This window comes from Moellerella wisconsensis ATCC 35017 (assembly GCF_001294465.1).
GTDB lineage: Bacteria > Pseudomonadota > Gammaproteobacteria > Enterobacterales > Enterobacteriaceae > Moellerella > Moellerella wisconsensis.
On sequence record NZ_LGAA01000011.1, the window covers coordinates 41049 to 64163 of the forward strand.

14 protein-coding genes are annotated in these 23115 nt (G+C 42.1%); 10 read left to right on the forward strand and 4 right to left on the reverse strand.

Annotated features, from left to right (window positions below):
* Positions 1-92 precede the first annotated feature (92 nt).
* Both btuF and mtnN read right to left on the reverse strand, forming a co-directional pair.
* Positions 93-938, reverse strand: coding sequence for a vitamin B12 ABC transporter substrate-binding protein BtuF (gene btuF / locus M992_RS05980; RefSeq protein WP_082335395.1), 846 nt, complete (start codon positions 936-938; stop codon positions 93-95).
* Positions 939-1059: 121 nt separating this feature from the next.
* The gene (gene mtnN, locus M992_RS05985; protein WP_047256883.1) at positions 1060-1752 is read right to left on the reverse strand and encodes a 5'-methylthioadenosine/S-adenosylhomocysteine nucleosidase; all 693 of its coding nucleotides are present in this window, start codon (positions 1750-1752) and stop codon (positions 1060-1062) included.
* 257 nt (positions 1753-2009) lie between these two features.
* Here mtnN and dgt point away from each other — a divergent pair, with 257 nt between their 5' ends.
* The 7 genes from dgt (at position 2010) to M992_RS06020 (ending at position 13648) form a co-directional block, all read left to right on the forward strand.
* Positions 2010-3533, forward strand: a complete 1524-nt coding sequence (gene dgt / locus M992_RS05990) for a dGTPase (RefSeq protein ID WP_053907754.1) — start codon at positions 2010-2012, stop codon at positions 3531-3533.
* A gap of 431 nt (positions 3534-3964) precedes the next feature.
* Positions 3965-5299 (forward strand): 23S rRNA (uracil(1939)-C(5))-methyltransferase RlmD, encoded by a 1335-nt coding sequence (gene rlmD, locus M992_RS05995; protein WP_053907755.1) that lies wholly within the window; start codon positions 3965-3967, stop codon positions 5297-5299.
* A 16-nt stretch (positions 5300-5315) separates the two neighbouring features.
* Positions 5316-7550: a GTP diphosphokinase gene (relA, locus tag M992_RS06000; RefSeq protein WP_047256880.1), complete on the forward strand. Its 2235-nt coding sequence runs from the start codon at positions 5316-5318 to the stop codon at positions 7548-7550.
* A 208-nt stretch (positions 7551-7758) separates the two neighbouring features.
* Positions 7759-8562, forward strand: coding sequence for a nucleoside triphosphate pyrophosphohydrolase (mazG, locus tag M992_RS06005; RefSeq protein WP_053907756.1), 804 nt, complete (start codon positions 7759-7761; stop codon positions 8560-8562).
* A gap of 253 nt (positions 8563-8815) precedes the next feature.
* Positions 8816-10453, forward strand: a complete 1638-nt coding sequence (pyrG, locus tag M992_RS06010; protein ID WP_053907757.1) for a glutamine hydrolyzing CTP synthase — start codon at positions 8816-8818, stop codon at positions 10451-10453.
* A 64-nt stretch (positions 10454-10517) separates the two neighbouring features.
* Positions 10518-11819 (forward strand): phosphopyruvate hydratase, encoded by a 1302-nt coding sequence (gene eno, locus M992_RS06015; RefSeq protein WP_053907758.1) that lies wholly within the window; start codon positions 10518-10520, stop codon positions 11817-11819.
* 443 nt (positions 11820-12262) lie between these two features.
* Entirely contained in the window at positions 12263-13648 is a 1386-nt protein-coding gene (locus tag M992_RS06020; RefSeq protein WP_053907759.1) for a DASS family sodium-coupled anion symporter, read from the forward strand.
* Positions 13649-13985: 337 nt separating this feature from the next.
* Here the strand turns inward: M992_RS06020 and M992_RS06025 are convergent, their stop codons facing one another.
* On the reverse strand, positions 13986-17135 hold the full coding sequence (locus M992_RS06025) for an efflux RND transporter permease subunit (RefSeq protein WP_053907760.1): 3150 nt from the start codon (positions 17133-17135) through the stop codon (positions 13986-13988).
* A 17-nt stretch (positions 17136-17152) separates the two neighbouring features.
* Positions 17153-18337 (reverse strand): efflux RND transporter periplasmic adaptor subunit, encoded by a 1185-nt coding sequence (locus M992_RS06030; RefSeq protein ID WP_053907761.1) that lies wholly within the window; start codon positions 18335-18337, stop codon positions 17153-17155.
* Between the two features lie 247 nt (positions 18338-18584).
* Between M992_RS06030 and acrR the strand changes: the two genes are divergently transcribed.
* From acrR to mscK, 3 genes are all read left to right on the forward strand, one after another.
* Entirely contained in the window at positions 18585-19235 is a 651-nt protein-coding gene (acrR, locus tag M992_RS06035; RefSeq protein WP_047256873.1) for a multidrug efflux transporter transcriptional repressor AcrR, read from the forward strand.
* An 11-nt stretch (positions 19236-19246) separates the two neighbouring features.
* Complete coding sequence (locus tag M992_RS06040; protein WP_047256872.1) at positions 19247-19600, forward strand: DsrE/DsrF/TusD sulfur relay family protein; 354 nt, start codon at positions 19247-19249, stop codon at positions 19598-19600.
* 92 nt (positions 19601-19692) lie between these two features.
* Positions 19693-23100, forward strand: a complete 3408-nt coding sequence (gene mscK / locus M992_RS06045) for a mechanosensitive channel MscK (protein ID WP_053907762.1) — start codon at positions 19693-19695, stop codon at positions 23098-23100.
* Positions 23101-23115 lie beyond the last annotated feature (15 nt).

The window sequence follows — 23115 nt, forward strand, 5'->3', positions numbered from 1 at the left end:
TCGTGGTACTGAATGCTTAGTTGTCAGCGAGCTACAAAATGACCAAGGGGATGAGCTCCGCCCCTTGGTTTTTTATCGCCATTAAATTTGGTTTATTGGTTGATAGAATTGATTTGCGCGCACAATTGCTGAGCGGCTAGTAGACTTCTCGGACCGGCTCGGTGAAACCAATCTTGATTTAATGAGATAATTTTGGCCTTCATTTGAGGTTGCCAAAACCGCTCAATAATTGATTTTTGATCTTCAGAACCTGCGATAATAATATATTCCGGCTGACGGACTAAAACTTGTTCGCGGCTCACTTGCGGCCAAGGAATTTGGCTGTTGGCAAAAATATTCTGTCCCCCACATAAAGCCACAATTTCATTTTGTAAGGTTTTCCCTCCGGCGGTAAACAGTGGCTGCGTTCCTAGCTGAATAAATACCGGTTTATTTAGAGTGTTATTTTGATATTTCTGATGTAAATCATCTAATTGCTGTTGCAATAATTGTGTGGATTTTTTAGCGATATCAGGATGTGGGCTATATTCTGCTAGCGTATTTATTGCCGCAATAATTTCATTGATTGAATTGGGATCAAAATAGATCACCGGAATACCCAAGGCTGCGATTTGGTCGAGCGGCCGCTGCGGATTCCCTCCGCGCCATGCGAGAATTAAATCAGGTTTTAAGGCAATAATACGTTCTAAGTTAATCCCTTGCCAATCAGCAACTTGTTCTAGTTTTTTGGCTTCAGGGGGATAATCGGAATAGGCACTAACTGCAATTAAACTATCTCCCATGCCTGCGGCGTAGGCTAGCTCTGTATTAGCGGGTGATAAACTAATAATACGTTGTTTTACCTCTGCATAACTTACTGTGATTGAAAATATACTGGTAAATAACAGGGTGAAAATAACGGCTGCGATTGGGGGAATTCTAACGTGTATTTTATGCATCGCGCGCGATCCGTGATAGGTAAAATTAGCGACAGTTAATAAAACCAATAATTCACTGTGTTATCAATAACGCCTATTATTTTTATCGCGCAAATTAATAGCACAGTGATTAGTATGATGATTAATTAAGCTCAGTGAGCATCGCAGTAATCATTAATGAAGATTGGCGTGCGGCTACAGGTAAGAACTCATCAAAACTGGTGTGAGATTGTTTATCTGCGACATCAGAAATTGCTCTAACCACCACAAATGGTACGTTAAATTGATGACAAACGTGGCCGACAGCTGCGGCTTCCATTTCTACCGCGGCCACTTGCGGGAAGATATGGCGAATACGTGCTAGCGGCTCAGAGCCATTAATAAAGGCATCGCCACTGCAAATTAAGCCACGAACCGCATTTAAATTTAATTGTTGGATGCATTTTTCTGCCAGTGCAATTAATTTTTCGTCAGCGATGAACGCGGGTGGACATTGTGCCATTTGGCCTGGTTCATAGCCGAAAGCAGTGACATCAGCGTCGTGATAGCGCACTTCAGTAGAAACCACAATATCGCCAACATTCAATGAGGCGTCTAATCCCCCGGCAGAGCCAGTATTGATAACAAAATCGGGTTTGAAGTGCTCAAGTAATAAAGTGGTGCCAATTGCCGCCGATACTTTACCAATACCTGATTTTAGTAGTGCGATATCAATCCCGTTTAATTTACCGCTGTAAATTTCACAGCCGCCAAGAGCCAGTGTTTGACATCCTTCAATTTGAGCGCGCAGAAGGGTCACTTCTTGCTCCATTGCACCTATAATACCGACTTTCATTATGTGATACTCTTTGTTGGTTAATTAAACACTTACGTCTGTATACTCGCTCAATTATGGTAGATTATTTAGCGGGGATGAGTAAATATAAAAACGAGTCATAAATTATGAAAATAATAAACAGCCTCCCGAACCATAATATGAGCCGTTACAGCGCTAATGCCATTAAGTGTAGCATTGAAAAGTCGGGTGGCTATAAGGTTTTATCATTAATTAAGTGATGATGAGATACCGCCAAATAAGCCAAGGGGAAATCAATGGCTGAGATTAATTTCAAACAAAAACTGAGTTACCAGCGCAGTTATAATAGCCAAAAAAATATTACGTTAATTCCAGATGATGAAGATTTAATTAATCGCCAATTTGAAAGCGATCGCGGTCGAATTATTAATTCCGCAGCTATTCGCCGTTTACAACAGAAAACCCAAGTCTTTCCACTAGAACAAAATGCAGCGGTAAGAAGTCGTTTAACTCATTCCCTTGAAGTTCAACAAGTTGGGCGCTATATCTCTAAAACTGTATTTGCTGAATTAAGAAAACGCGGTTTGATTGAACACTATGGATTAACTGATCGAATTGATGCTTTTGAAAGTTTAGTCGAAATGGCGTGTTTGATGCACGATATCGGTAATCCACCGTTTGGACATTTTGGTGAAGCGGCGATTCAGAGTTGGTTTAAACAGCTATTATCACCAGAATATCAATGGGATACCCAGCAATCCGACCCCTGTTTTATTGCGCCGCTAAAATTAACGGGTGAACCAAGGGGGGATTTATTTCGTCGCCAATTACGTCGCGATCTGTGTTTATTTGAAGGTAATGCGCAGGGACTACGTATGGCTCATCAATTACTTAAATTGAATTTGACCTATGCCCAGATTGGTTCCATTTTAAAATATACTCGAGGAGCTTATGATTTAGCGCCAGTCCCGGCTGAATTTAATTATCTAATGAAAAAACCCGGCTATTACTGGTCAGAATCTGCGTTTATTAGTGAATTATGCAAAGCGTTAAATATGGGTAAATATTGCCGCTTCCCATTGTCATATATTATGGAAGCTGCCGATGATATTTCGTATTGTATTGCTGATCTAGACGATGCAGTTGAAAAAGGCATATTTACCGTCGATCAGTTGAAGGATTATATTCGCCAAGAATGGGGCGACGTTACACCGGGTGATTTGTTTGAGCAAACAGTTATTCGAGCGTATAAAAATATTAGCAATAATCATACTCGGCGTATTCAGCAAGATCAGTTTTTTATGTATTTACGGGTCAATATTACGAGTAAATTAGCGCCTTATAGTGCCCAGAGATTTATCGATAATTTGCCAGATATTTATTCTGGACATTTTAACAGCGCATTATTAGAAGATAAAAGCCAAGAACATCGATTGTTATTGGCATTAAAACGCGTTGCTTCTCGTCATGTTTTTAGTCACCCTGAAGTTGAACAACTTGAATTGCAAGGTTACAAAATTATCAATGGGCTGCTGGATGCTTACCGTCCGTTATTATTGATGTCTCGCGTCGATTTTATGGCATTAGCTAAAGATGATCACCACCCAGATTATTTTATTGAAACTCGATTATTGCATAAGTTATCCAATAAGCATCGGCTCTCTTATCGAGAAGCTATTGAACAGATCGCTGCAACTGATGATAAAGAGAAAGATATGTTGGAATTTTATTATCGAGCACGATTAATTCAAGATTATATCAGCGGCATGACTGATCATTATGCATATGAAGAATATCGTAAATTTATGGTGAGCAATTAATTAAGGTTAATTATCAACTTAAAGTTTGGTTAATGGTTTCATTATGACTATTAATGATGGATTCCCCCTTTAATAAAGGTAAATCTGATGTGTTTTATTATGTTACCTCAATTTGACTCACAGTTTTTTAGTTAAAGTACTCGGGGTAAATGATACACTTAAGAAAAATATGACATTCTTAGATACGTTATTTTTAGTCAATAAATGAAAAATAATATTTCGATGATAATAGCGATAGAGCTGAGGCAAAATAGACTAATATCCGCCGTTGAGTATCGATCATGATGTATTAATTAATGCGCTGTTCTTACCGATGAATTATGTCTTTGCTTAACTAATTTACAGATTCTTTTTAAGAAGTTCGGTGCCAGAAAGTTAATTTCCCCTTATAATAGGGTTAACTTAAAATTTTATTCCTCGTAGTGACTAATATGGTGCAATTTTACTCGCCACATCGCCGTTCCATTCAGCGCCGTACTCTCACGGTTTGTGCAGATAATTTAGATGCCGCAGGGCAGGGAGTTGCTCGTGCTGAGGGTAAAACAATTTTTGTTGCCGGTCTCTTACCCGCAGAAGAAGCCAGGGTTGAATTAATCGAAGAAAAACGTCAATTTGGCAAAGCGAAAATCATTAAACGCTTTTCAGACAGCCCTTGGCGAGTGGTGCCTAAATGTCAGCATTTTGCTAAATGTGGCGGATGCCAGCAACAACATGCGGCAATTGCTTTACAACGAAAAAGTAAAGCCGATGTTTTATCTCGTTTAGTCGCCCGAGAAACCGGCGTTGAATTATCCGCTGAACCGGTAATTTGTGGTGCCGAATACGGTTATCGGCGCCGAGCACGTTTGGGGCTTCAATACCAAGCAAAACAACGGCATTTGGTGATGGGCTTTAGGCAAAGTCAGTCGAATACGCTAGTGGACATAAAAATGTGCCCAGTCATGCAGCCTGAGCTAGAAAATATTTTATTGCCATTATCAAAATGCCTAAATCAACTAAAATCCGCCCCGCGTTTGGGTCATGTTGAGCTAATCTATGCCGATAATGTGCTGATGGTGGTATTACGGCATCTCGATCCGCTTCCCAAAGCAGATAAACTACAATTGCATCAATTTGCATTGCAGCATAGTCTCAAGGTGTTACTAAACCAGGGGGATCGCCAGCTTGAAACGTTAGATAGCGCAGAAAATATTACGCCAATGTATCAGGTTGCGGATACCCTGCTGACCTTCAATCCGCTGAATTTTATTCAGGTTAACAGCCAAATTAATCAGCAGATGGTGGCTCAAGCGATTGAATGGTTAGCGCCACAACGTGATGATCGAGTTTTAGATCTGTTCTGTGGAATGGGGAATTTTACTTTGCCTCTGGCGCGTTATGCCGGTGAAGTGGTGGGCGTTGAGGGGGTTGAAACATTGGTGTTGAATGCTCAACATAATGCGCGGCTTAATGAATGCCATAACGCCACATTTTTTCATGAAAATCTTGAGGCCGATATTCAATCTCAACCTTGGGCGCAACAAGGTTTTAATAAGGTTCTGCTAGATCCCGCGCGGGCAGGAGCTGCGGGGGTTATGGCGCATATCGCTAAGCTGTTACCGGAAAAAGTAGTCTATGTTTCGTGTAACCCGACAACATTGGCACGTGATAGTAAAATTTTATTGGATGCCGGCTACAATTTAGTAAATTTACGGATGCTGGATATGTTTCCGCAGACCGGTCATTTAGAATCAATGGCATTATTTGTCCGTACTCCGACGATTTAATAGGTAGGGAGATATTATGGTTGCTGTAAGAAGTGCGCATTTAACCCCCGCAGGTGAGTTTGCTCCTGAGAAGTGGGTAAGCAGTCTAGGGTTAAATAATTCTCAATCAGAAGAAAAACTTATCCATACCTGGCAATATTGTCGCGATAAAACGCAAACGCAGGAAAATGGTGAGCTGCTGTTATGGCGTGGTATCGAAATGGTGGAGATTTTATCCACTTTAAGTATGGATATCGGTAGCCTACAAGCCGCAATGTTATTTCCTCTGGTGGAAGAAAAACACCTTACAGCGCCTACGGTGACTGAAGATTTTGGTCAGCCTATTTATGACTTGGTCAAAGGCGTATTGGAAATGGACGCAATACGCCAATTAAAAGCCACTCAATCGACAGAAACCAGCTCGATTCAAGTGGATAACGTTCGGCGCATGTTGTTATCCATGGTAGAAGATTTTCGCTGTGTGGTAATCAAGCTAGCAGAGCGTATTGCTCATTTGCGTGAAGTTAAAGACGCGACAGAAGATGAACGCGTTTTAGCCGCTAAAGAATGTTCAAATATTTACGCCCCACTGGCTAATCGCCTCGGTATTGGTCAGCTAAAATGGGAACTTGAGGATTTTTGTTTCCGCTATCTACACCCCGAAGAATATAAAAAAATCGCTAAATTACTGCATGAACGGCGTATTGATCGTGAAGGATATATTGATACTTTCGTCAGCACCGTGCGTAAATATATGCAGAAAGAAAATATTCAGGCAGATGTGTATGGACGACCAAAACATATTTACAGTATTTGGCGCAAAATGCAGAAAAAATCCTTGGCTTTTGATGAATTATTTGATGTTCGCGCCGTCAGGATTGTGGTTGAACGCTTGCAAGATTGCTATGCGGCTCTTGGTATTGTACATACCCATTATCGCCATATGCCTGATGAATTTGATGATTATGTGGCTAACCCAAAACCGAACGGTTATCAGTCTATTCATACCGTGGTATTAGGCCCCGGCGGTAAAACGATTGAAATCCAGATCCGTACCCGCCAAATGCATGAAGATTCGGAACTGGGGGTAGCTGCGCACTGGAAATATAAAGAAGGTGCAGCCGCGGTAGCAGGCCGTGGCAATAGCTATGAAAATCGAATTGCATGGCTGCGTAAATTAATTGCTTGGCAAGAAGAGATGTCAGATTCCGGCGAGATGCTGGATGAAGTGCGTAGCCAAGTTTTTGATGATCGTGTGTATGTGTTTACCCCGAAAGGCGATGTGGTTGATTTGCCAGCCGGTTCGACGCCTCTGGATTTTGCCTACCATATTCACAGTGATGTCGGCCATCGTTGCATCGGCGCGAAAATTGGTGGCCGTATTGTTCCGTTTAGCTACCAACTTCAAATGGGGGATCAAATTGAAATTATCACCCAAAAACACCCAAACCCAAGCCGTGACTGGTTAAATCCAAATCTGGGATACATTACTACTAGTCGTGGACGTGCCAAAGTACATAACTGGTTCCGTAAGCAAGACCGAGATAAAAATATTTTGGCCGGGCGTCAAATTCTCGACAACGAGATTGTGCATTTAGACATTAGCTTGAAAGAAGCCGAGAAACTGTTGATCGCGCGTTATAATGTACATTCGTTAGATGAAGTATTGGCAGGAATTGGTGGCGGCGATATTCGTATTAATCAATTGGTTAATTTCTTACAGAGCAAATTTAATAAAACCACCGCAGAAGAAGCTGACCGTGAGGCATTAAAAAGCCTAGAAAATAAAACCAGTGCCGTGCGTCAACCACCGAAAGACAGTGGTCGAATCGTGGTCGAAGGCGTTGGTAATTTAATGCATCATATCGCTAAATGCTGCCAGCCAATTCCGGGCGATGATATTGCCGGCTTCATTACTAAAGGTCGGGGCATTTCTATACATCAACTGGATTGTGAGCAGTTGGCCGAGCTTCAAAGCCATGCCCCTGAGCGGGTTATTGATGCCGTTTGGGGTGAAAATTATTCCAGTGGCTATTCATTAGTGGTGCGTGTGCAGGCCAACGATCGCAGCGGATTATTGCGTGATATCACCACAATATTAGCCAATGAAAAAGTCAATGTGCTGGGAGTTAGTAGCCGGAGCGATGTTAAGCAGCAGTTGGCGACTATTGATATGACGATTGAAATTTATAACTTACAGGTACTTGGCAGAGTATTAGCTAAACTGAATCAATTACCTGATGTTATTGAAGCCAAACGTTATTCCCAGTAATTGAACCTAACATATTGAATTTAATCCTGAGCTATAACCACCATATTGTGGGTTGCTATAAGGCCATAACTTTTGCCCTGATGATCGAAACTGATCAGGGGGCAGAAGGCCAAGCAGCTTAATTTAAGGCGGCGATACTCAGGATTTATTATTTTTATGGCTTATAAATAGAAAATATATACAGAGCTGAAAATTAAGAGCAAAAATTATGACAAAATCTGAAACACAGTTAACTCGATTATTGCAAATTATGGTGCAACTGCGTGATCCAGAATCAGGATGCCCGTGGGATAAACAACAAACGTTTGACACCATCGCTCCATATACCTTGGAAGAGACATATGAAGTTTTAGATGCGATTGAACGCAAAGATTTCAGTGACTTAAAAGGTGAGTTAGGGGACTTGTTATTCCAAGTGGTCTTTTATGCTCAAATGGCTCAGGAGCAAAATTTATTTGATTTTAATGATATTTGCCAAGCGGTTAGCGATAAATTAGAGCATCGTCATCCACATGTGTTTTCAGCGACAGCGACTGAATTAGATAAAGCACAAATATTAGCCGGTTGGGAGCAACGTAAAGGGCAAGAACGCGCATTGAAAGCGCAATTTTCAGTATTAGACGATATTCCTAACACGCTACCAGCATTGATGAAAGCCTATAAAATTCAAAAACGCTGCGCATCTGTAGGGTTCGATTGGGATACGCTTGGTCCAGTGCTGGATAAAGTGTACGAAGAAATAGACGAAGTGATGGATGAAGCGCAGCAAGCGGTGGTCGATCAGCAACATCTGGAAGAGGAGATTGGTGATTTATTATTTGCGACCGTTAATTTATCACGCCATTTAGGGCATAAACCTGAAATGGCGCTGCAAAAAGCCTGCGATAAATTCGAACGACGCTTTAGAAAAATCGAAACTATGATCTCTGACAAAGGACAAACGCTAGAAACTGCTACACTAGAAGATATGGAAGATTGCTGGCAGCAAATAAAACAGCAAGAACGCCAGTGAAACATAAGGCTGAAAGGATTTAGCTAAGAGTATTAAAATACGGGTTAAAGTGTGTTAATCTAAAAATAGATAATAAATGGGCTAATTAACCGGCGTAAATATTTTTACGTATAACTTTTTGATATTATTAGGGTATTGATGAAACTAAACCTTATTATGCTCAGATCATTTGTAGCGAATTTAAGGTTCGGGTATACTGTTTTCCCGTCCTGTTATATCCATCATCTTTTAAACCTAAACTTTCAGGTTCAGCATGAAAACTAATTATATTTTTGTGACCGGCGGGGTCGTATCCTCTCTGGGTAAAGGCATTGCCGCAGCCTCTTTGGCGGCTATACTCGAAGCCCGTGGACTCAATGTCACTATCATGAAACTGGATCCGTATATTAACGTCGATCCGGGGACCATGAGTCCAACCCAACACGGGGAAGTTTTCGTTACAGAAGACGGCGCTGAAACTGATCTTGATTTAGGTCATTATGAGCGTTTTATCCGTACTAAAATGACACGTCGTAATAACTTCACGACTGGGCGTGTTTATTCTGAAGTTCTGCGTAAAGAACGTCGTGGCGACTATCTGGGCGCCACTATTCAAGTTATTCCTCATATCACCAATGAAATTAAAGACCGCATTATTCGCGGCGGTGAAGGCCATGACGTAGTATTGGTTGAGATTGGTGGTACGGTCGGTGACATCGAATCACTGCCATTCCTCGAAGCGATTCGCCAAATGGCGGCAGAAGTGGGTCGTGAGCATACTTTATATATGCATTTGACTTTAGTTCCTTATTTGGCTGCGGCAGGTGAAGTAAAAACTAAACCTACTCAGCATTCAGTTAAAGAATTATTGTCTATTGGTATTCAGCCTGATGTATTGATTTGTCGTTCAGATAGGGTTATTCCAGCGAATGAACGTGCAAAAATTGCTTTGTTCTGTAATGTGCCAGAAAAAGCAGTTGTTTCACTCAAAGATGTTGATTCGATTTATAAAATTCCAAGCCTATTGAAATCACAAGGCTTAGATGAGTATATTTGTAAACGATTTAACTTAGATTGCCGTGAAGCTAATTTGTCTGAATGGGAACAAGTTATTTACGAAGAAGCTAATCCATCAGGTGAAGTAACTATCGGCATGGTCGGTAAATATGTTGAGTTACCAGATGCCTACAAATCAGTTATCGAAGCATTAAAACACGGTGGGTTGAAAAATCGCCTGACAGTCAATATCAAGCTGATTGATTCTCAGGATATCGAAACCCGTGGTGTAGAATTATTAAAAGGATTAGATGCCATCCTGGTTCCGGGCGGCTTCGGTCAACGCGGTATCGAAGGCAAAATTATGACTGCCAAGTATGCGCGTGAAAACAACATTCCATATTTAGGAATTTGTTTAGGTATGCAGGTAGCCCTGATTGAATATGCGCGAAATGTTGCCGGTATGGAAGGCGCGAATTCGACTGAGTTTGATCCAAACTGTAAATTCCCTGTCGTTGCGCTGATTACTGAATGGCGTGATGAAGAAGGGAATATTGAAGTTCGCAGTGAAGAAAGCGATCTGGGTGGCACTATGCGTGTGGGTGGTCAACCATGCCATCTCGTCAATGACAGCCTAGTACGCGAAATGTATGGCAATAGCACGATTATTGAACGTCATCGCCATCGTTATGAAGTGAATAACATGATGCTAAAACGCATCGAAGATGCTGGTCTAAAAGTCGCTGGTCGTTCAGTTGATAACAAACTGGTGGAAATTATTGAGAACCCGAATCATCCATGGTTTGTGGCATGTCAATTCCACCCTGAATTTACCTCGACACCAAGAGATGGGCATCCATTGTTTGCAGGTTTTGTAAAAGCCGCTGGTAACTACCAGAAAGGCCAGTTGAAATAAGATATGGGAGGGCTAGCAACGGTTGCTAACCTTCCGAAATTTAACTTGTACTGAGGAAAACCTAATGTCCAAAATCGTAAAAGTGATCGGTCGCGAAATTATTGACTCTCGTGGTAACCCAACAGTTGAAGCAGAAGTTCATCTGGAAGGTGGTTTTGTTGGTTTAGCGGCTGCTCCATCAGGCGCATCAACAGGTTCTCGTGAAGCGTTAGAATTGCGTGATGGTGATAAATCACGTTTTCTGGGCAAAGGCGTACTGAAAGCAGTTGGCGCGGTTAACGGCCCAATCGCTGAAGCGCTGATTGGTCAGGATGCTAAAGATCAAGCTAACATCGATAAAATCATGATCGAGTTAGATGGTACTGAAAACAAAGCAAAATTCGGTGCTAATGCGATTCTGGCAGTTTCTCTTGCTAACGCAAAAGCAGCGGCAGCAGCGAAAGGTATGCCTCTGTATGAGCATATCTCTGACCTGAACGGTACACACGGCAAATACTCTATGCCTCTGCCAATGATGAACATCCTGAACGGTGGTGAGCATGCGGATAATAACGTCGATATCCAAGAGTTTATGATCCAGCCAGTTGGTGCTAAATCACTGAAAGAAGCTGTTCGTATGGGTTCTGAAGTTTTCCATTACTTAGCTAAAGAACTGAAAGCGAAAGGCATGAGCACTGCAGTAGGCGACGAAGGGGGTTATGCACCAAACTTAGCCTCTAACGCAGAAGCGTTAAGCGTTATCAAAACTGCAGTAGAAAAAGCGGGTTATGTTTTAGGTAAAGACATCACTTTAGCTATGGACTGTGCAGCTTCTGAGTTCTACAACAAAGAAACAGGTAACTATGAGCTGAAAGGTGAAGGCCGTACATTCACTTCTCACGAATTCTCAGATTATTTAGCAGAACTGACCACTCAGTATCCTATCGTTTCTATCGAAGATGGCCTGAATGAATCAGATTGGGATGGCTTTGCTTACCAGACTAAAATTCTGGGTGATAAAATCCAATTGGTGGGGGACGATCTGTTCGTAACTAATACCAAAATCCTGAAAGAAGGTATCGATAAAGGTATCGCTAACTCTATCCTGATTAAATTTAACCAAATTGGTACACTGACAGAAACTCTGGCAGCAATCAAAATGGCTAAAGATGCAGGTTATACTGCGGTTATCTCTCACCGCTCTGGTGAAACAGAAGACGCCACTATCGCGGATCTGGCCGTAGGTACAGCAGCAGGCCAAATTAAAACAGGTTCTATGAGCCGTTCTGACCGTGTAGCTAAATATAACCAGCTGATCCGTATTGAAGAAGCTCTGGGTGAACGTGCCCCTTTCAATGGTCTGAAAGAAGTTAAAGGCCAAGCATAATTGCTGATGCTTTAAATGCTGAATAATTGATTGAACGGGAAGGTATTTTACCTTCCCGTTTTTTATATTTAATCGTTAATTTTTGCTTAACTAAATCCCTCGTTATGTCAGATCCCCTCGGAGTATTTTCCTTTATTTCCATTAATAAATGTTATCATTTTGTTGATTTTTGGACTCTAAATTGATGGCTTTTTCTTTCACGCTGATGACTGATTTTTTTAGCTGATGACTCTTTTATGTGATGTGAATCCAATAAAGCGGATTATCTTTTGAGTTTTAAACATTAGATAAGCTAAATCTAGAGGCATAGATCGCACTTTTCATTTTTGTACATTTAATTTTCATAGATTTAACTCTATATTTCCACGGACATAATTTTAATTAACATAAAATACTTGGGTAATAGTCACTTGTGATGATTAACCTAAGTTAATGGAGTCATCATGGACGCTTCTGAAACTCTAACACCTGCAGTTGGGCCTGCTCTGTCAAATAAACGAGGTTGGGCTATTTTAGCTGTTGATATTTTGGTGTTGTTTTTACTATTAAACTATCTACCATTTGACGATAAAGCCAATGCGGGGCTGGCATTAATGGTGTTTATCGGCGTGCTGTGGTTGACGGAAGCTATTCACGTAACCATTACTGCGTTATGTATCCCTATTCTGGCGGTGTTGTTAGGGTTAATGAATACCGGGGATGCGCTCAAATCTTTTGCTAATCCGATTATCTTCTTGTTCTTCGGGGGATTTGCATTGGCGACAGCCTTGCATATTCAGGGTATTGATAGGCTGATTGCCAACCGTTTATTAATGATCGCCCGTGGTCGATTATCTGTTGCGGTAATTTTATTATTTAGCGTAACCGCACTGCTTTCAATGTGGATCAGTAACACAGCAACCGCGGCGATGATGTTGCCTTTAGTGTTAGGTATTTTATCTAATCTTGATATCCGTCACGAACGTAATACCTTTGTTTTCGTCTTATTGGGCGTTGCATACAGTGCCAGTATTGGAGGTTTAGGAACCATTGTTGGCAGTCCACCGAATGCGATTGCCGCTGCGGCGTTGCAGTTAGACTTCTTAACGTGGATGAAATACGGTATTCCGATGGTGGTAGTATTACTGCCGATGATGTTCGCATTGATGTATATGATGTTACGTCCAAATTTAAAGCACCGCTTTGAGCTAGAACTGGAACATATTAAATGGACTGGGCATCGTATTACCGCGATGATTATTTTCTTATTGGCGGTAGGTTGTTGGATCACTAGCACATTCATTAGTTCGGCTTTTGGTGGTGTTAAAGATCTAGATACTATTATCGCTATCAGCGCGGCTATTTTGATTTGTATTACCGGCGTTGCGAGCTGGGCACAAATTCAAAAAAATACCGAGTGGGGTGTATTAATGCTGTTTGGTGGGGGGCTAACACTAAGCGCGATTTTACAAACTTCAGGGGCGAGCGGCATTATGGCCGATTGGATGAAGGATACTTTTGGGCAAAGTCATTGGTTTATTATTATTCTTGCGGTGACTACGTTTATCATTATTTTGACCGAATTTACCAGTAATACCGCCAGTGCGGCTTTGTTAGTGCCTATTTTTGCTACCGTCGCAGAAGCGTTGGGCATGCCAGTTATGGTGCTGACCATGATTATTGGTATCGGCGCCTCTTGTGCCTTCATGCTCCCGGTCGCCACCCCGCCAAATGCGATTGTATTTGGCTCCGGTTATATTCGCCAAATTGAGATGGTGCGCGTTGGCGGCGTATTAAACTTAGCCTGTATTTTGGTTATCTCACTATTTGCTTGGTTCTTTTGGATGTAACCGTAGCGATAGAGTTTAACTCTTAATTGTTTAAATAACGGCTTCGATTGGAGCCGTTATTTTTATATATTAGAGCCATTCTTTGTCGCCTATCTGTGGCCTAACAAGTTTTGCCACCGTGCCTCTCGTTATATTCAAATGGTTTTATTTAACGAGTTACTTGTCGGTGACACTGTCTATTTAACTAAAGCTTTAATTAAAGCGCTATGAGTTGTAGTGATATATCAGGGCGCGATACTTTTCTATCGGTTCAAATGCACACTAGACAATAATCTAATATTCAGCATGCCAAAAAAAGGGCCACATAATGTGGCCCTTTAGCGTTTACAGATACAACTTATTGTACTGGATGGTTATGTTCGATATCTTCAGTTTTCTTACTGAAGCGGCGACGGATAACCACAAAGAACACTGGAACAAAGAAGATAGCCAGTGAGGTCGCTGCAATCATACCGCCAAGAACCCCTGTACCGACAGAGTTCTGTGCGCCAGAGCCTGCGCCATTACTGATAACTAATGGTAATACCCCAAGCATAAAGGCCAGTGAGGTCATTAGAATTGGTCTGAGACGCATCTTCACGGCATCAAGTGTCGCTTCGACTAAGCCTTTTCCTTCTTTATCCATTAGGTCTTTGGCAAACTCAACAATTAGGATGGCGTTTTTCGCCGACAACCCAATGGTGGTGAGTAGGCCCACCTTAAAGTAAACGTCGTTGTCTAAGCCACGGATTGAGGTAAACAGCAATGCCCCAATGATCCCGAGCGGAACAACTAACATAACTGAGAATGGAATTGACCAGCTCTCATACAATGCCGCCAAGCATAAGAAGACGACAATCAGTGAGATAGCGTATAACGCCGGTGCTTGGTTACCAGACAGACGTTCTTGATACGACATTCCTGTCCATTCGTAGCCAATACCTGCTGGCAGCTCTGCGGTGAGTTTTTCCATCAGCAGCATAGCCTCACCAGTACTTTTACCCGGTGCAGCATCCCCTTGGATCTCCATTGAAGGCACACCGTTATAACGTTCTAAACGTGGTGACCCGAAAGTCCAAGGATCTTGTGATGTATCAACAAAGGCAGAGAACGGCACCATTTGTGCTTGGTTATTACGAACGTACAGCGTAGAAATATCCGAAGGTAACATACGGCTATTTGCCTCACCTTGAATATACACTTTCTTCACGCGGCCACGGTCAATAAAGTCATTGACGTAATTACCACCAAACATAGTACTCAGCGTGCTATTGATATCACTGATTGAAACACCTAGCGCTTCGGCTTTTTGTTGATCAATCCGTAAACGGTACTGCGATGTATCATTTTGACCATTAGGGCGGACGTTTTGCAATAATTCAGGATGCTGAGCTGCTAACCCAAGTAACTGATTACGTGCTTCCGCCAGTTGCTCATGGCCTAAACCACCACGGTCAACCAACTCAAAGTCAAAGCCACTGGCTGTACCTAACTCAACAATCGCTGGAATATTAAAGGCGAAAATAATTGCTTCTTGCTTTTTAGACAATGCAATATTGGCACGTTGAACAATCGCACTAACGTGGTTTTCATCCCCTTGACGCTCACTCCAGTTTTTCAGAACCACGAACGCGAGACCCATATTTTGCCCCTGACCGGCGAAGCCAAAGCCATTAACGGTAAATACAGATTGTACGTTGCGCTCTTCATCAGTTCTAAAGTAATCGCTGACTTCGGACAGTACTTCTTGAGTTTGTTCTTGTGTTGAGCCTGAAGGTAACTGCACCATGGCTAAGAATACCCCCTGATCTTCCTCGGGTAAGAAAGATGACGGTAAACGTAAGAACATAAACGCCATTCCCGCGACCAATACTACATAAATCAATAGGTAGCGGCCGGTACCATTCAGCATGCGAGCTACGCTGTCGGTATAATGATGCGCTTGTTTTTCAAAAGTACGGTTAAACCAGCCAAAGAAGCCTTTAGTTTGACCATGATCGCCTTTTTTGATCGGTTTCAGCATGGTTGCGCACAATGCTGGTGTCAAAATCATGGCTACCAGAACCGAAAGTACCATTGCAGCAACGATAGTTACCGAGAATTGACGATAAATAGCACCGGTAGAACCTCCGAAGAAGGCCATTGGGATAAATACGGCTGATAGCACCAGCGCAATCCCCACCAAGGCTCCTTGGATTTGTTCCATGGATTTTTTGGTTGCCTCTTTCGGGGGCAACCCTTCTTCTTGCATCACACGCTCAACGTTTTCAACCACCACGATGGCATCATCCACCAGAAGACCGATGGCGAGCACCATGGCGAACATCGTCAAGGTATTGATGGAATAACCGAGCATCGCCAGTATGGCGAAAGTCCCTAAGAGCACCACTGGCACGGCAATTGTTGGGATAAGTGTGGCACGGATGTTCTGTAAGAACAGATACATGACCACGACCACCAACATGATGGCTTCAACCAGAGTTTTCACCACTTCGTTAATTGAAATTTTAACGAATGGGGTAGTATCGTATGGATAAACCACTTCCAGCCCTTGCGGGAAGAACGGTTCCATATCTGACAGCGTTGTACGCACAGCTTTCGCTGTATCCAGTGCGTTAGCCCCAGTGGCTAGCTTGATCCCGATACCGGCAGAAGGTTTACCATTATAGCGAGCTAAGATGTTGTAGTTTTCTGCACCTAGTTCGACAACGGCCACATCTTTCAGGCGAACTTGAGAGCCGTCTTGATTAACCCGCAGTAAAATATTAGAAAACTCATCCGCATTATTCAGACGGGTCTGCGCAATGATAGACACATTCAATCGTTGATTAGCTACCGATGGAGCACCACCAATTTGCCCAGCAGCAACCTGATTATTTTGGACTTTTATCGCATTGATAACATCCAAAGTACTCATGTTGTATTTGACTAATTTATCCGGATCGAGCCAGATGCGCATGGCATACTGTGAACCAAATAACTGCGTCTCACCGACACCGGTTACACGGCTGAGGGGATCCTTAATACTCGATCCCACATAGTCGGCGATATCATCCTGGTCCATAGAACCATCATTGGAGATAAACCCAGCAACCATCAAGAAGGAGCTGGTGGATTTATCTACGCTAATCCCTTGCTGCTGTACTTCTTGTGGCAGCAACGGCATCGCTAATTGCAGTTTGTTCTGTACCTGTACTTGTGCAATATCGGCATCAGTATCCGCATCAAAAGTCAGCGAGATATTCATGTTACCGGAAGAGTCACTGGTCGATGACATATACACCAAGTTATCGATACCGTTCATGTTCTGTTCGATAACCTGAGTTACTGTATTTTGTACCGTTGTGGCATCAGCACCTGGATAGCTAGCGGAGATAGAAATCGCCGGCGGTGCAATGGTCGGGTATTGAGATACAGGTAACTTGATAATTGCCAGCAGACCAGCAAGCATAGTAATAATCGCTATTACCCATGCAAATATTGGTCTATCTATAAAAAACTTAGGCATTAATCACCCACTCCTTGTTAAGACTTTTTCTCAGGGGTTGCCTGATTGTCTATGGATTGCGTTTCCAAATTAGCTTCTTTGGCTACGACTTTAGCGCCCGGTTTGATTTTTTGCAGGCCGATAACCACAACTTGATCGCCCGGCTGTAAGCCTTCCGTGATCAGCCATTGGTTACCAATGGCTTGAGATGCAGTAACTTGACGCGCCTCAACTTGATTATCTTTATTCACCACCATAACCTGGGCTTGTCCACGAGGTGTACGAGTCACCCCTTGTTGTGGTACCAGAATGGCATTTTCAATCACCCCATCTTCAAGAATTGCGCGGACAAACATTCCTGGCAATAACTCTTTTTCAGGATTAGGGAAAACAGCGCGCATGGTGATTGAACCGGTAGTTTCATCGACAGTCACATCAGAGAATTCTAAGTAACCCTCTTGACCATAAACTTTACCGCCATTCATAACCAAACTAACTGGCGCTTTACCGGGTTCTTTTTGCAATGAACCTTGAGCAATTTCATTTTTCAGACGAATAAAGTCATCACTGGATTGAGTGACATCCACATAGATTGGATCTAATTGTTGAATGACAGTCAATGGCGTTGTTTGGCCAGTAGCGACTAAAGCACCTTCCGTCACGCTTGATTTACCGGTACGACCTGAGATTGGTGCTGTCACTTTGGTATAATTTAGATTAATACGCGCTGTTTCAACCGCAGATTCAGCTGCTTTAACCGCAGCAACGGCCTGCGCATAGGTTGAGGTCGCCGTATCGTATTCTTGTTTACTGATATAGTTAGTACCCAATAGCGGTTTATAGCGATTGACCGTTAAACGGGCCATATCGGCATTTGCTTTGGCTTTAGCTAAATCAGCTTGTGCACTATTATAAGCAGCCTTGAAAGGTGCTGGATCAATTTGGTACAAAGAAGTTCCAGCGTCGATATCGCTGCCTTCTTTATAGTTTCTAGTTAAAATAATTCCACCCACTTGTGGGCGTACTTCGGCAATCCGATAGGCGGAAGTTCGGCCTGGTAATTCAGTCTTAACCGTCAGAGGTTCTGCTTTCAGCGTTACGATACCTACTTCAGGCGCCGGACGCTCTCCGCCACCTTGAGTGTCATCGTTACATCCTGATAAAGCTAAGCTACCTGAAAGTACCAATATAGCCAGAGGTAATACCCCTCTGTTAGTTCGCATAAGTCAACCTCAATTAATCAATATGACTATACCCACGATGCATTGAGCGGCAATTATTCTGCCCCGTATCGATATCCCGTTCCGTTATTTTTATCTGAAGAACAGGCACACTACTTTGCAGATTATCTGCGCTCAAGTTATTTTAGGTAACTATTAAGAAAATTATGACAGAATAAAATTTATCACGTGCTATAGTACAAACATACACGAATGTATGTAAATCAGCTTTCGACAAAAACAAAGAGCAATGGCACGAAAAACTAAACAACAAGCCGAGATAACCCGCCAAGAAATAATAGATGCCGCAATAAAGACGTTTTCAGAGCGGGGTGTATCTACCACATCTTTAGCTGATATAGCCAAAGCCGCGGGAGTCACTCGTGGCGCTATTTATTGGCACTTTAAAAATAAAGCGGATTTGTTTTATCAAGCTTGTGAATTCAGTGATAGCCAAATTCTCCTCGCTGAAAGAAATTATCGATTAAAATATATCAATGATCCACTCTCAAGCCTAAGAGAATTGTTAATATATATTTTAACCGAATTTATTGATAATCCTAAAAACCGTGCATTGATGGAAATATTCTTCCATAAGTGTGAAATGGTAGGCGAAATGGCGGCGGTAGTGGACTTTAAAAGAGAAAACTATATGGCAAGCCACAGTCGGATTGTAGATCAACTTCAATTATGTATCGACGCAGGACAACTCCCCGCTAATCTTAATGTCGAATGCGCTTCAATTATGGTGCATTCGATGATTTCTGGCATCTTAGAAAACTGGTTATTCCAACCTGAGAGTTTTAATATCTATCAACATACTGTTACCTTAGTCGATAGCCTGATTGAAATGATGCGATCATCTCCTTCGATAAGGCGACAACCTGCACCATCGGAATAACGGAGATCATTATGAGTTCTATCTTAATCATTGCAAATGGCGCACCATACGGTAGCGAGACTTTATTTAACTCACTGCGTTTAGCGATTACCTTAAAAGAAAATCATCCTCAAACCGAGTTGAAAGTTTTTTTGATGTCAGATGCTGTTACGGCAGGGTTAGCCGCTCAACATCCTAAAGAAGGCTATAATTTACAGCAAATGCTGGAAATTCTAACTGCTCAACAGGTGCCCGTTAAGTTGTGTAAAACCTGTACCGACGCCCGAGGTATCAGTGGATTAACTTTAGCCGAAGGCGTATCAGTGGGAACGTTAGTCGAACTGGCTGAATGGACCTTGGCGGCAGACAAGGTACTGACATTCTAACGCTATCAGATGCGTATTTTTATTGCGTCGGTTGTTTTGACTGGCGCAATGCTAATACATAATCTGACCAGTATAATTCGGATATATTTACCATGCACACATCAATTGATAATTATAAACTGCGTCGTTCATCATTTATTTTTCCTGTTATTTTATTCTTCTTAGTTTTTTTTATTGCCGCTGAGGCAAGGGCCTTAACTACCGGCACGATCCCTTCTCGTGATGATATACAGAACGAACTTAGCTTATTAAGCAAACGAAGTAATTTGACCGAAGAAGAGAAATTATCGGTTAACGACATAGAAAAAGCGTTAGTTTTTTATGATGGTATTGAAAAGCTCAATAAAGCCTCAGACGATCTGCAAAAAAAAATTAATCGAGCAGATTCAGAATCCAAACAAGCAATTAATAGTTTAAAACGGATTAAATCCCGGGGGCCTCAAGTTCAGGCGGAGTTTATCGCCCATTTAAAAACCTTGTCATTAGCGCAATTAGAAGCTGAGTTAAATAGCTTATTAGCTAAACTACAAACGGAACAAGCTGATTTAGCCAGTTTTAGTGCCCAGTTGGTTGGGTTACAGACTCAGCCCGAACGTGCACAATCAATTATGATGGAAAATGCACGCCGCTTACAAGAAATCCGTGATGAGCTAAACGGTACCTTAAATCGACCGGCCAATTTGCGCCCGACACAGACTGAATTATTACAAATAGAACAATATTACTTACAGCAACAAAATGATTTCCAAAAAAAGGTATTGCAAGCCAATACCCAGTTACAAGATGTATTACAAAAACAGCGAGATTACAGCGCTGAATTTATTGAAGTATTAAATGAGCAGATCCAGCAAGTTCAAGCCACTATTAGTGACAAACGGCTAGATAACTCCGAAGAAACTGCGCGTGAAGTGCAAAGCTCTCCCTCAGCCAATTTGAACGCCAGTAATAATCCGTTAGTGCAAAAAGAGATTGCGATTAATAAACAGTTGAGCGAGCGCTTGATCTCGGTCACCCAAGAAAATAATCTCATGGTGCAAAAGGGCATCAAAGTACAATCGTGGCTGGAAAGGGTGACACAAACTGAACGCAATTTAAAAGAGCAAATTAATGTGCTGCGCGGAAGTTTGCTATTATCGCGCATTTTGTTTCAAGAGCAGGTTAATCTTCCCCCCGATATCTTAACTAAGAATTTACCCAATACGATTGCCGACCTGCGCCTGGAACAGTTTGATATTAATAAACAGCGCGACGCCTTATATTTAACCTCAGATTATATTAATGAGCTGGTGGCTAAACAGTATGAAAATAATCTGGATGAAGCTGAAAAAAATGTGATTACCCCGGAGTTAAAAAATTCACTATCTGAGTTACTCGAGGTACGGCGTGATTTGCTCGATCAGCTTAATATCCAGTTAGGCGGGCAGATATCTCAAGCGATTAATTTGCAACTTGAACAAAAACAGCTGTTGAGTGTGATTAGTTCTTTAGAAAACACCTTAGCTCAGCAAATTTTTTGGGTAAATAGTAATAAACCGATGGATTTAACTTGGCTGCAAAGTTTCCCTGAGGCGGCTAAGAATGAACTGAAATCATTGGATTTTAGCTTATCGTGGAGTAGTTTGCAGAAAGGTTTAGTCAACGCATTACCAATAAGTCTGCCATTGTGGATATTAGCGATAGCTTTTCTGTGGCTTTCTAAAAAAGTAACGATACGCTTGCAGCAAATCAGTACCCAAGTGAATCGATTGTCCCAAGATAGCCAATTTAATACACCGTTGGCATTGTTACTTACCTTGTCGCAAACCTTACCAGCCTCAATGATAGCCATTGCTTGCGGTTATTGGTTTTTAAAAACGGGTAATGCACAAGGCGAATTTATTTGGGCTATTTTTCAACAATTTGCGCTATTCTGGGTACTGTTCGAATTCTGTTATCGCTTGTTAAAGCCGGAAGGTATCGCCGAGCAACATTTTGGTATTGATAAAGCAGTGATTGCACGCACACGCCGTCAGATTGCTAATTTATCTTTACCGTTACTGCCTCTTATTTATTGGTCGACTTACGGGGTTAACTATCCTTTACGGCTTGCTAATGACGTAATTGGACAGTTGGTGGTATTGATTTCGTTGCTGATGGTATTTTTGTTTACTTTACCATTCTGCCGCCACGTTTGGAAAGAAAATGGCAGTCATTTAACCCGTTCGATAGTGGTAACGCTGTTAACTTTCTCGCCATTAATTCTCATTGGGCTGATGATGGCGGGGTATTATTATACCACGCTGAGGCTGGCAAACCGCTGGATTGATAGCCTGTATCTGCTGTTACTCTGGTATATCGTGTATAACACCTGTCTCCGTGCATTGACTTTGGCAGCGCGAAAATTAGCGTATAAACGTGCGATTGAGCGGCGAAAAAGCCTAGGCCAGCCAGAAGATCCAGAAGGTGATCCGGTCAAAGAGCCACCGATGTCGATTGATTTAATCAGCCAGCAATCATTACGTTTAACCACCATGGCGTTATTTTTTATCTTTGTGCTGGCGTTTTATACCATTTGGTCTGATTTTATTACAATTTTTTCGTTCCTCGACAGCGTGACCTTGTGGCACACCACCGTACCTACTATCGCGGGTGAAAATGCATTACAAGCCGTCACGTTAGCTGATTTATTCTTAGCATTAATTATTATGGTCGTTGCTTGGGTCATGACCCGTAACTTGCCCGGATTATTAGAAGTCCTGGTATTGTCTCGGCTCAAACTGCGCCAAGGGTCAACTTACGCTATCACTACGTTATTGACCTACATTATTATTGGTATCGGCACCATTGCTTCTCTCGGAACCTTAGGGGTGACATGGAACCAGCTACAATGGTTAGCGGCGGCATTAACTTTTGGTTTAGGTTTTGGTTTACAAGAAATTTTTGCCAACTTTGTTTCGGGGATTATTTTGTTGTTTGAACGCCCGATCCGTATTGGTGATACCGTGACTATCGGTAATTTTTCGGGCACGGTGAGCAAAATTCGTATTCGTGCGACCACTATCATTGATTTTGATCGCAAAGAAGTGATTATTCCCAATAAAGCTTTTGTTACCGAACGACTGATTAACTGGTCGTTATCAGATACCGTTACGCGGATCACTATCGGATTAGGCGTAGCTTATGGTTCAGATTTAGACAAAGTAAAACAGGTGTTATTACAAGCGGCGACCAGTAATAGCAAAGTGATGACCGATCCTGCGCCAGGGGCCTATTTTACTGGCTTTGGAGCCAGTACGTTAGATCACGAATTACGTTTTTATGTGCGTCAAATTGGTGACCGTGGCGTGACTACCGATGAAGTGAATCGTACTATTGATAAATTGTGCCGAGAAAACGACATTAATATTGCGTTTAACCAGCTTGAGGTTCATCTGCATAATGAGAAAGGCGATCAAATTGAAGAAATTAAAACGCTGAAACCAAATTCTGATAACTCACCCGATAAGCCAACAGAGAATTAAGCTAACACGTTGATT

Bases quoted from the DNA above. Each gene is read 5' to 3' on its own strand.
- btuF (WP_082335395.1), bottom strand. From the start codon at position 938: ATGCATAAAATACACGTTAGAATTCCCCCAATCGCAGCCGTTATTTTC.
- mtnN (WP_047256883.1), bottom strand. From the start codon at position 1,752: ATGAAAGTCGGTATTATAGGTGCAATGGAGCAAGAAGTGACCCTTCTG.
- dgt (WP_053907754.1), top strand. From the start codon at position 2,010: ATGGCTGAGATTAATTTCAAACAAAAACTGAGTTACCAGCGCAGTTAT.
- rlmD (WP_053907755.1), top strand. From the start codon at position 3,965: ATGGTGCAATTTTACTCGCCACATCGCCGTTCCATTCAGCGCCGTACT.
- relA (WP_047256880.1), top strand. From the start codon at position 5,316: ATGGTTGCTGTAAGAAGTGCGCATTTAACCCCCGCAGGTGAGTTTGCT.
- mazG (WP_053907756.1), top strand. From the start codon at position 7,759: ATGACAAAATCTGAAACACAGTTAACTCGATTATTGCAAATTATGGTG.
- pyrG (WP_053907757.1), top strand. From the start codon at position 8,816: ATGAAAACTAATTATATTTTTGTGACCGGCGGGGTCGTATCCTCTCTG.
- eno (WP_053907758.1), top strand. From the start codon at position 10,518: ATGTCCAAAATCGTAAAAGTGATCGGTCGCGAAATTATTGACTCTCGT.
- M992_RS06020 (WP_053907759.1), top strand. From the start codon at position 12,263: ATGGACGCTTCTGAAACTCTAACACCTGCAGTTGGGCCTGCTCTGTCA.
- M992_RS06025 (WP_053907760.1), bottom strand. From the start codon at position 17,135: ATGCCTAAGTTTTTTATAGATAGACCAATATTTGCATGGGTAATAGCG.
- M992_RS06030 (WP_053907761.1), bottom strand. From the start codon at position 18,337: ATGCGAACTAACAGAGGGGTATTACCTCTGGCTATATTGGTACTTTCA.
- acrR (WP_047256873.1), top strand. From the start codon at position 18,585: ATGGCACGAAAAACTAAACAACAAGCCGAGATAACCCGCCAAGAAATA.
- M992_RS06040 (WP_047256872.1), top strand. From the start codon at position 19,247: ATGAGTTCTATCTTAATCATTGCAAATGGCGCACCATACGGTAGCGAG.
- mscK (WP_053907762.1), top strand. From the start codon at position 19,693: ATGCACACATCAATTGATAATTATAAACTGCGTCGTTCATCATTTATT.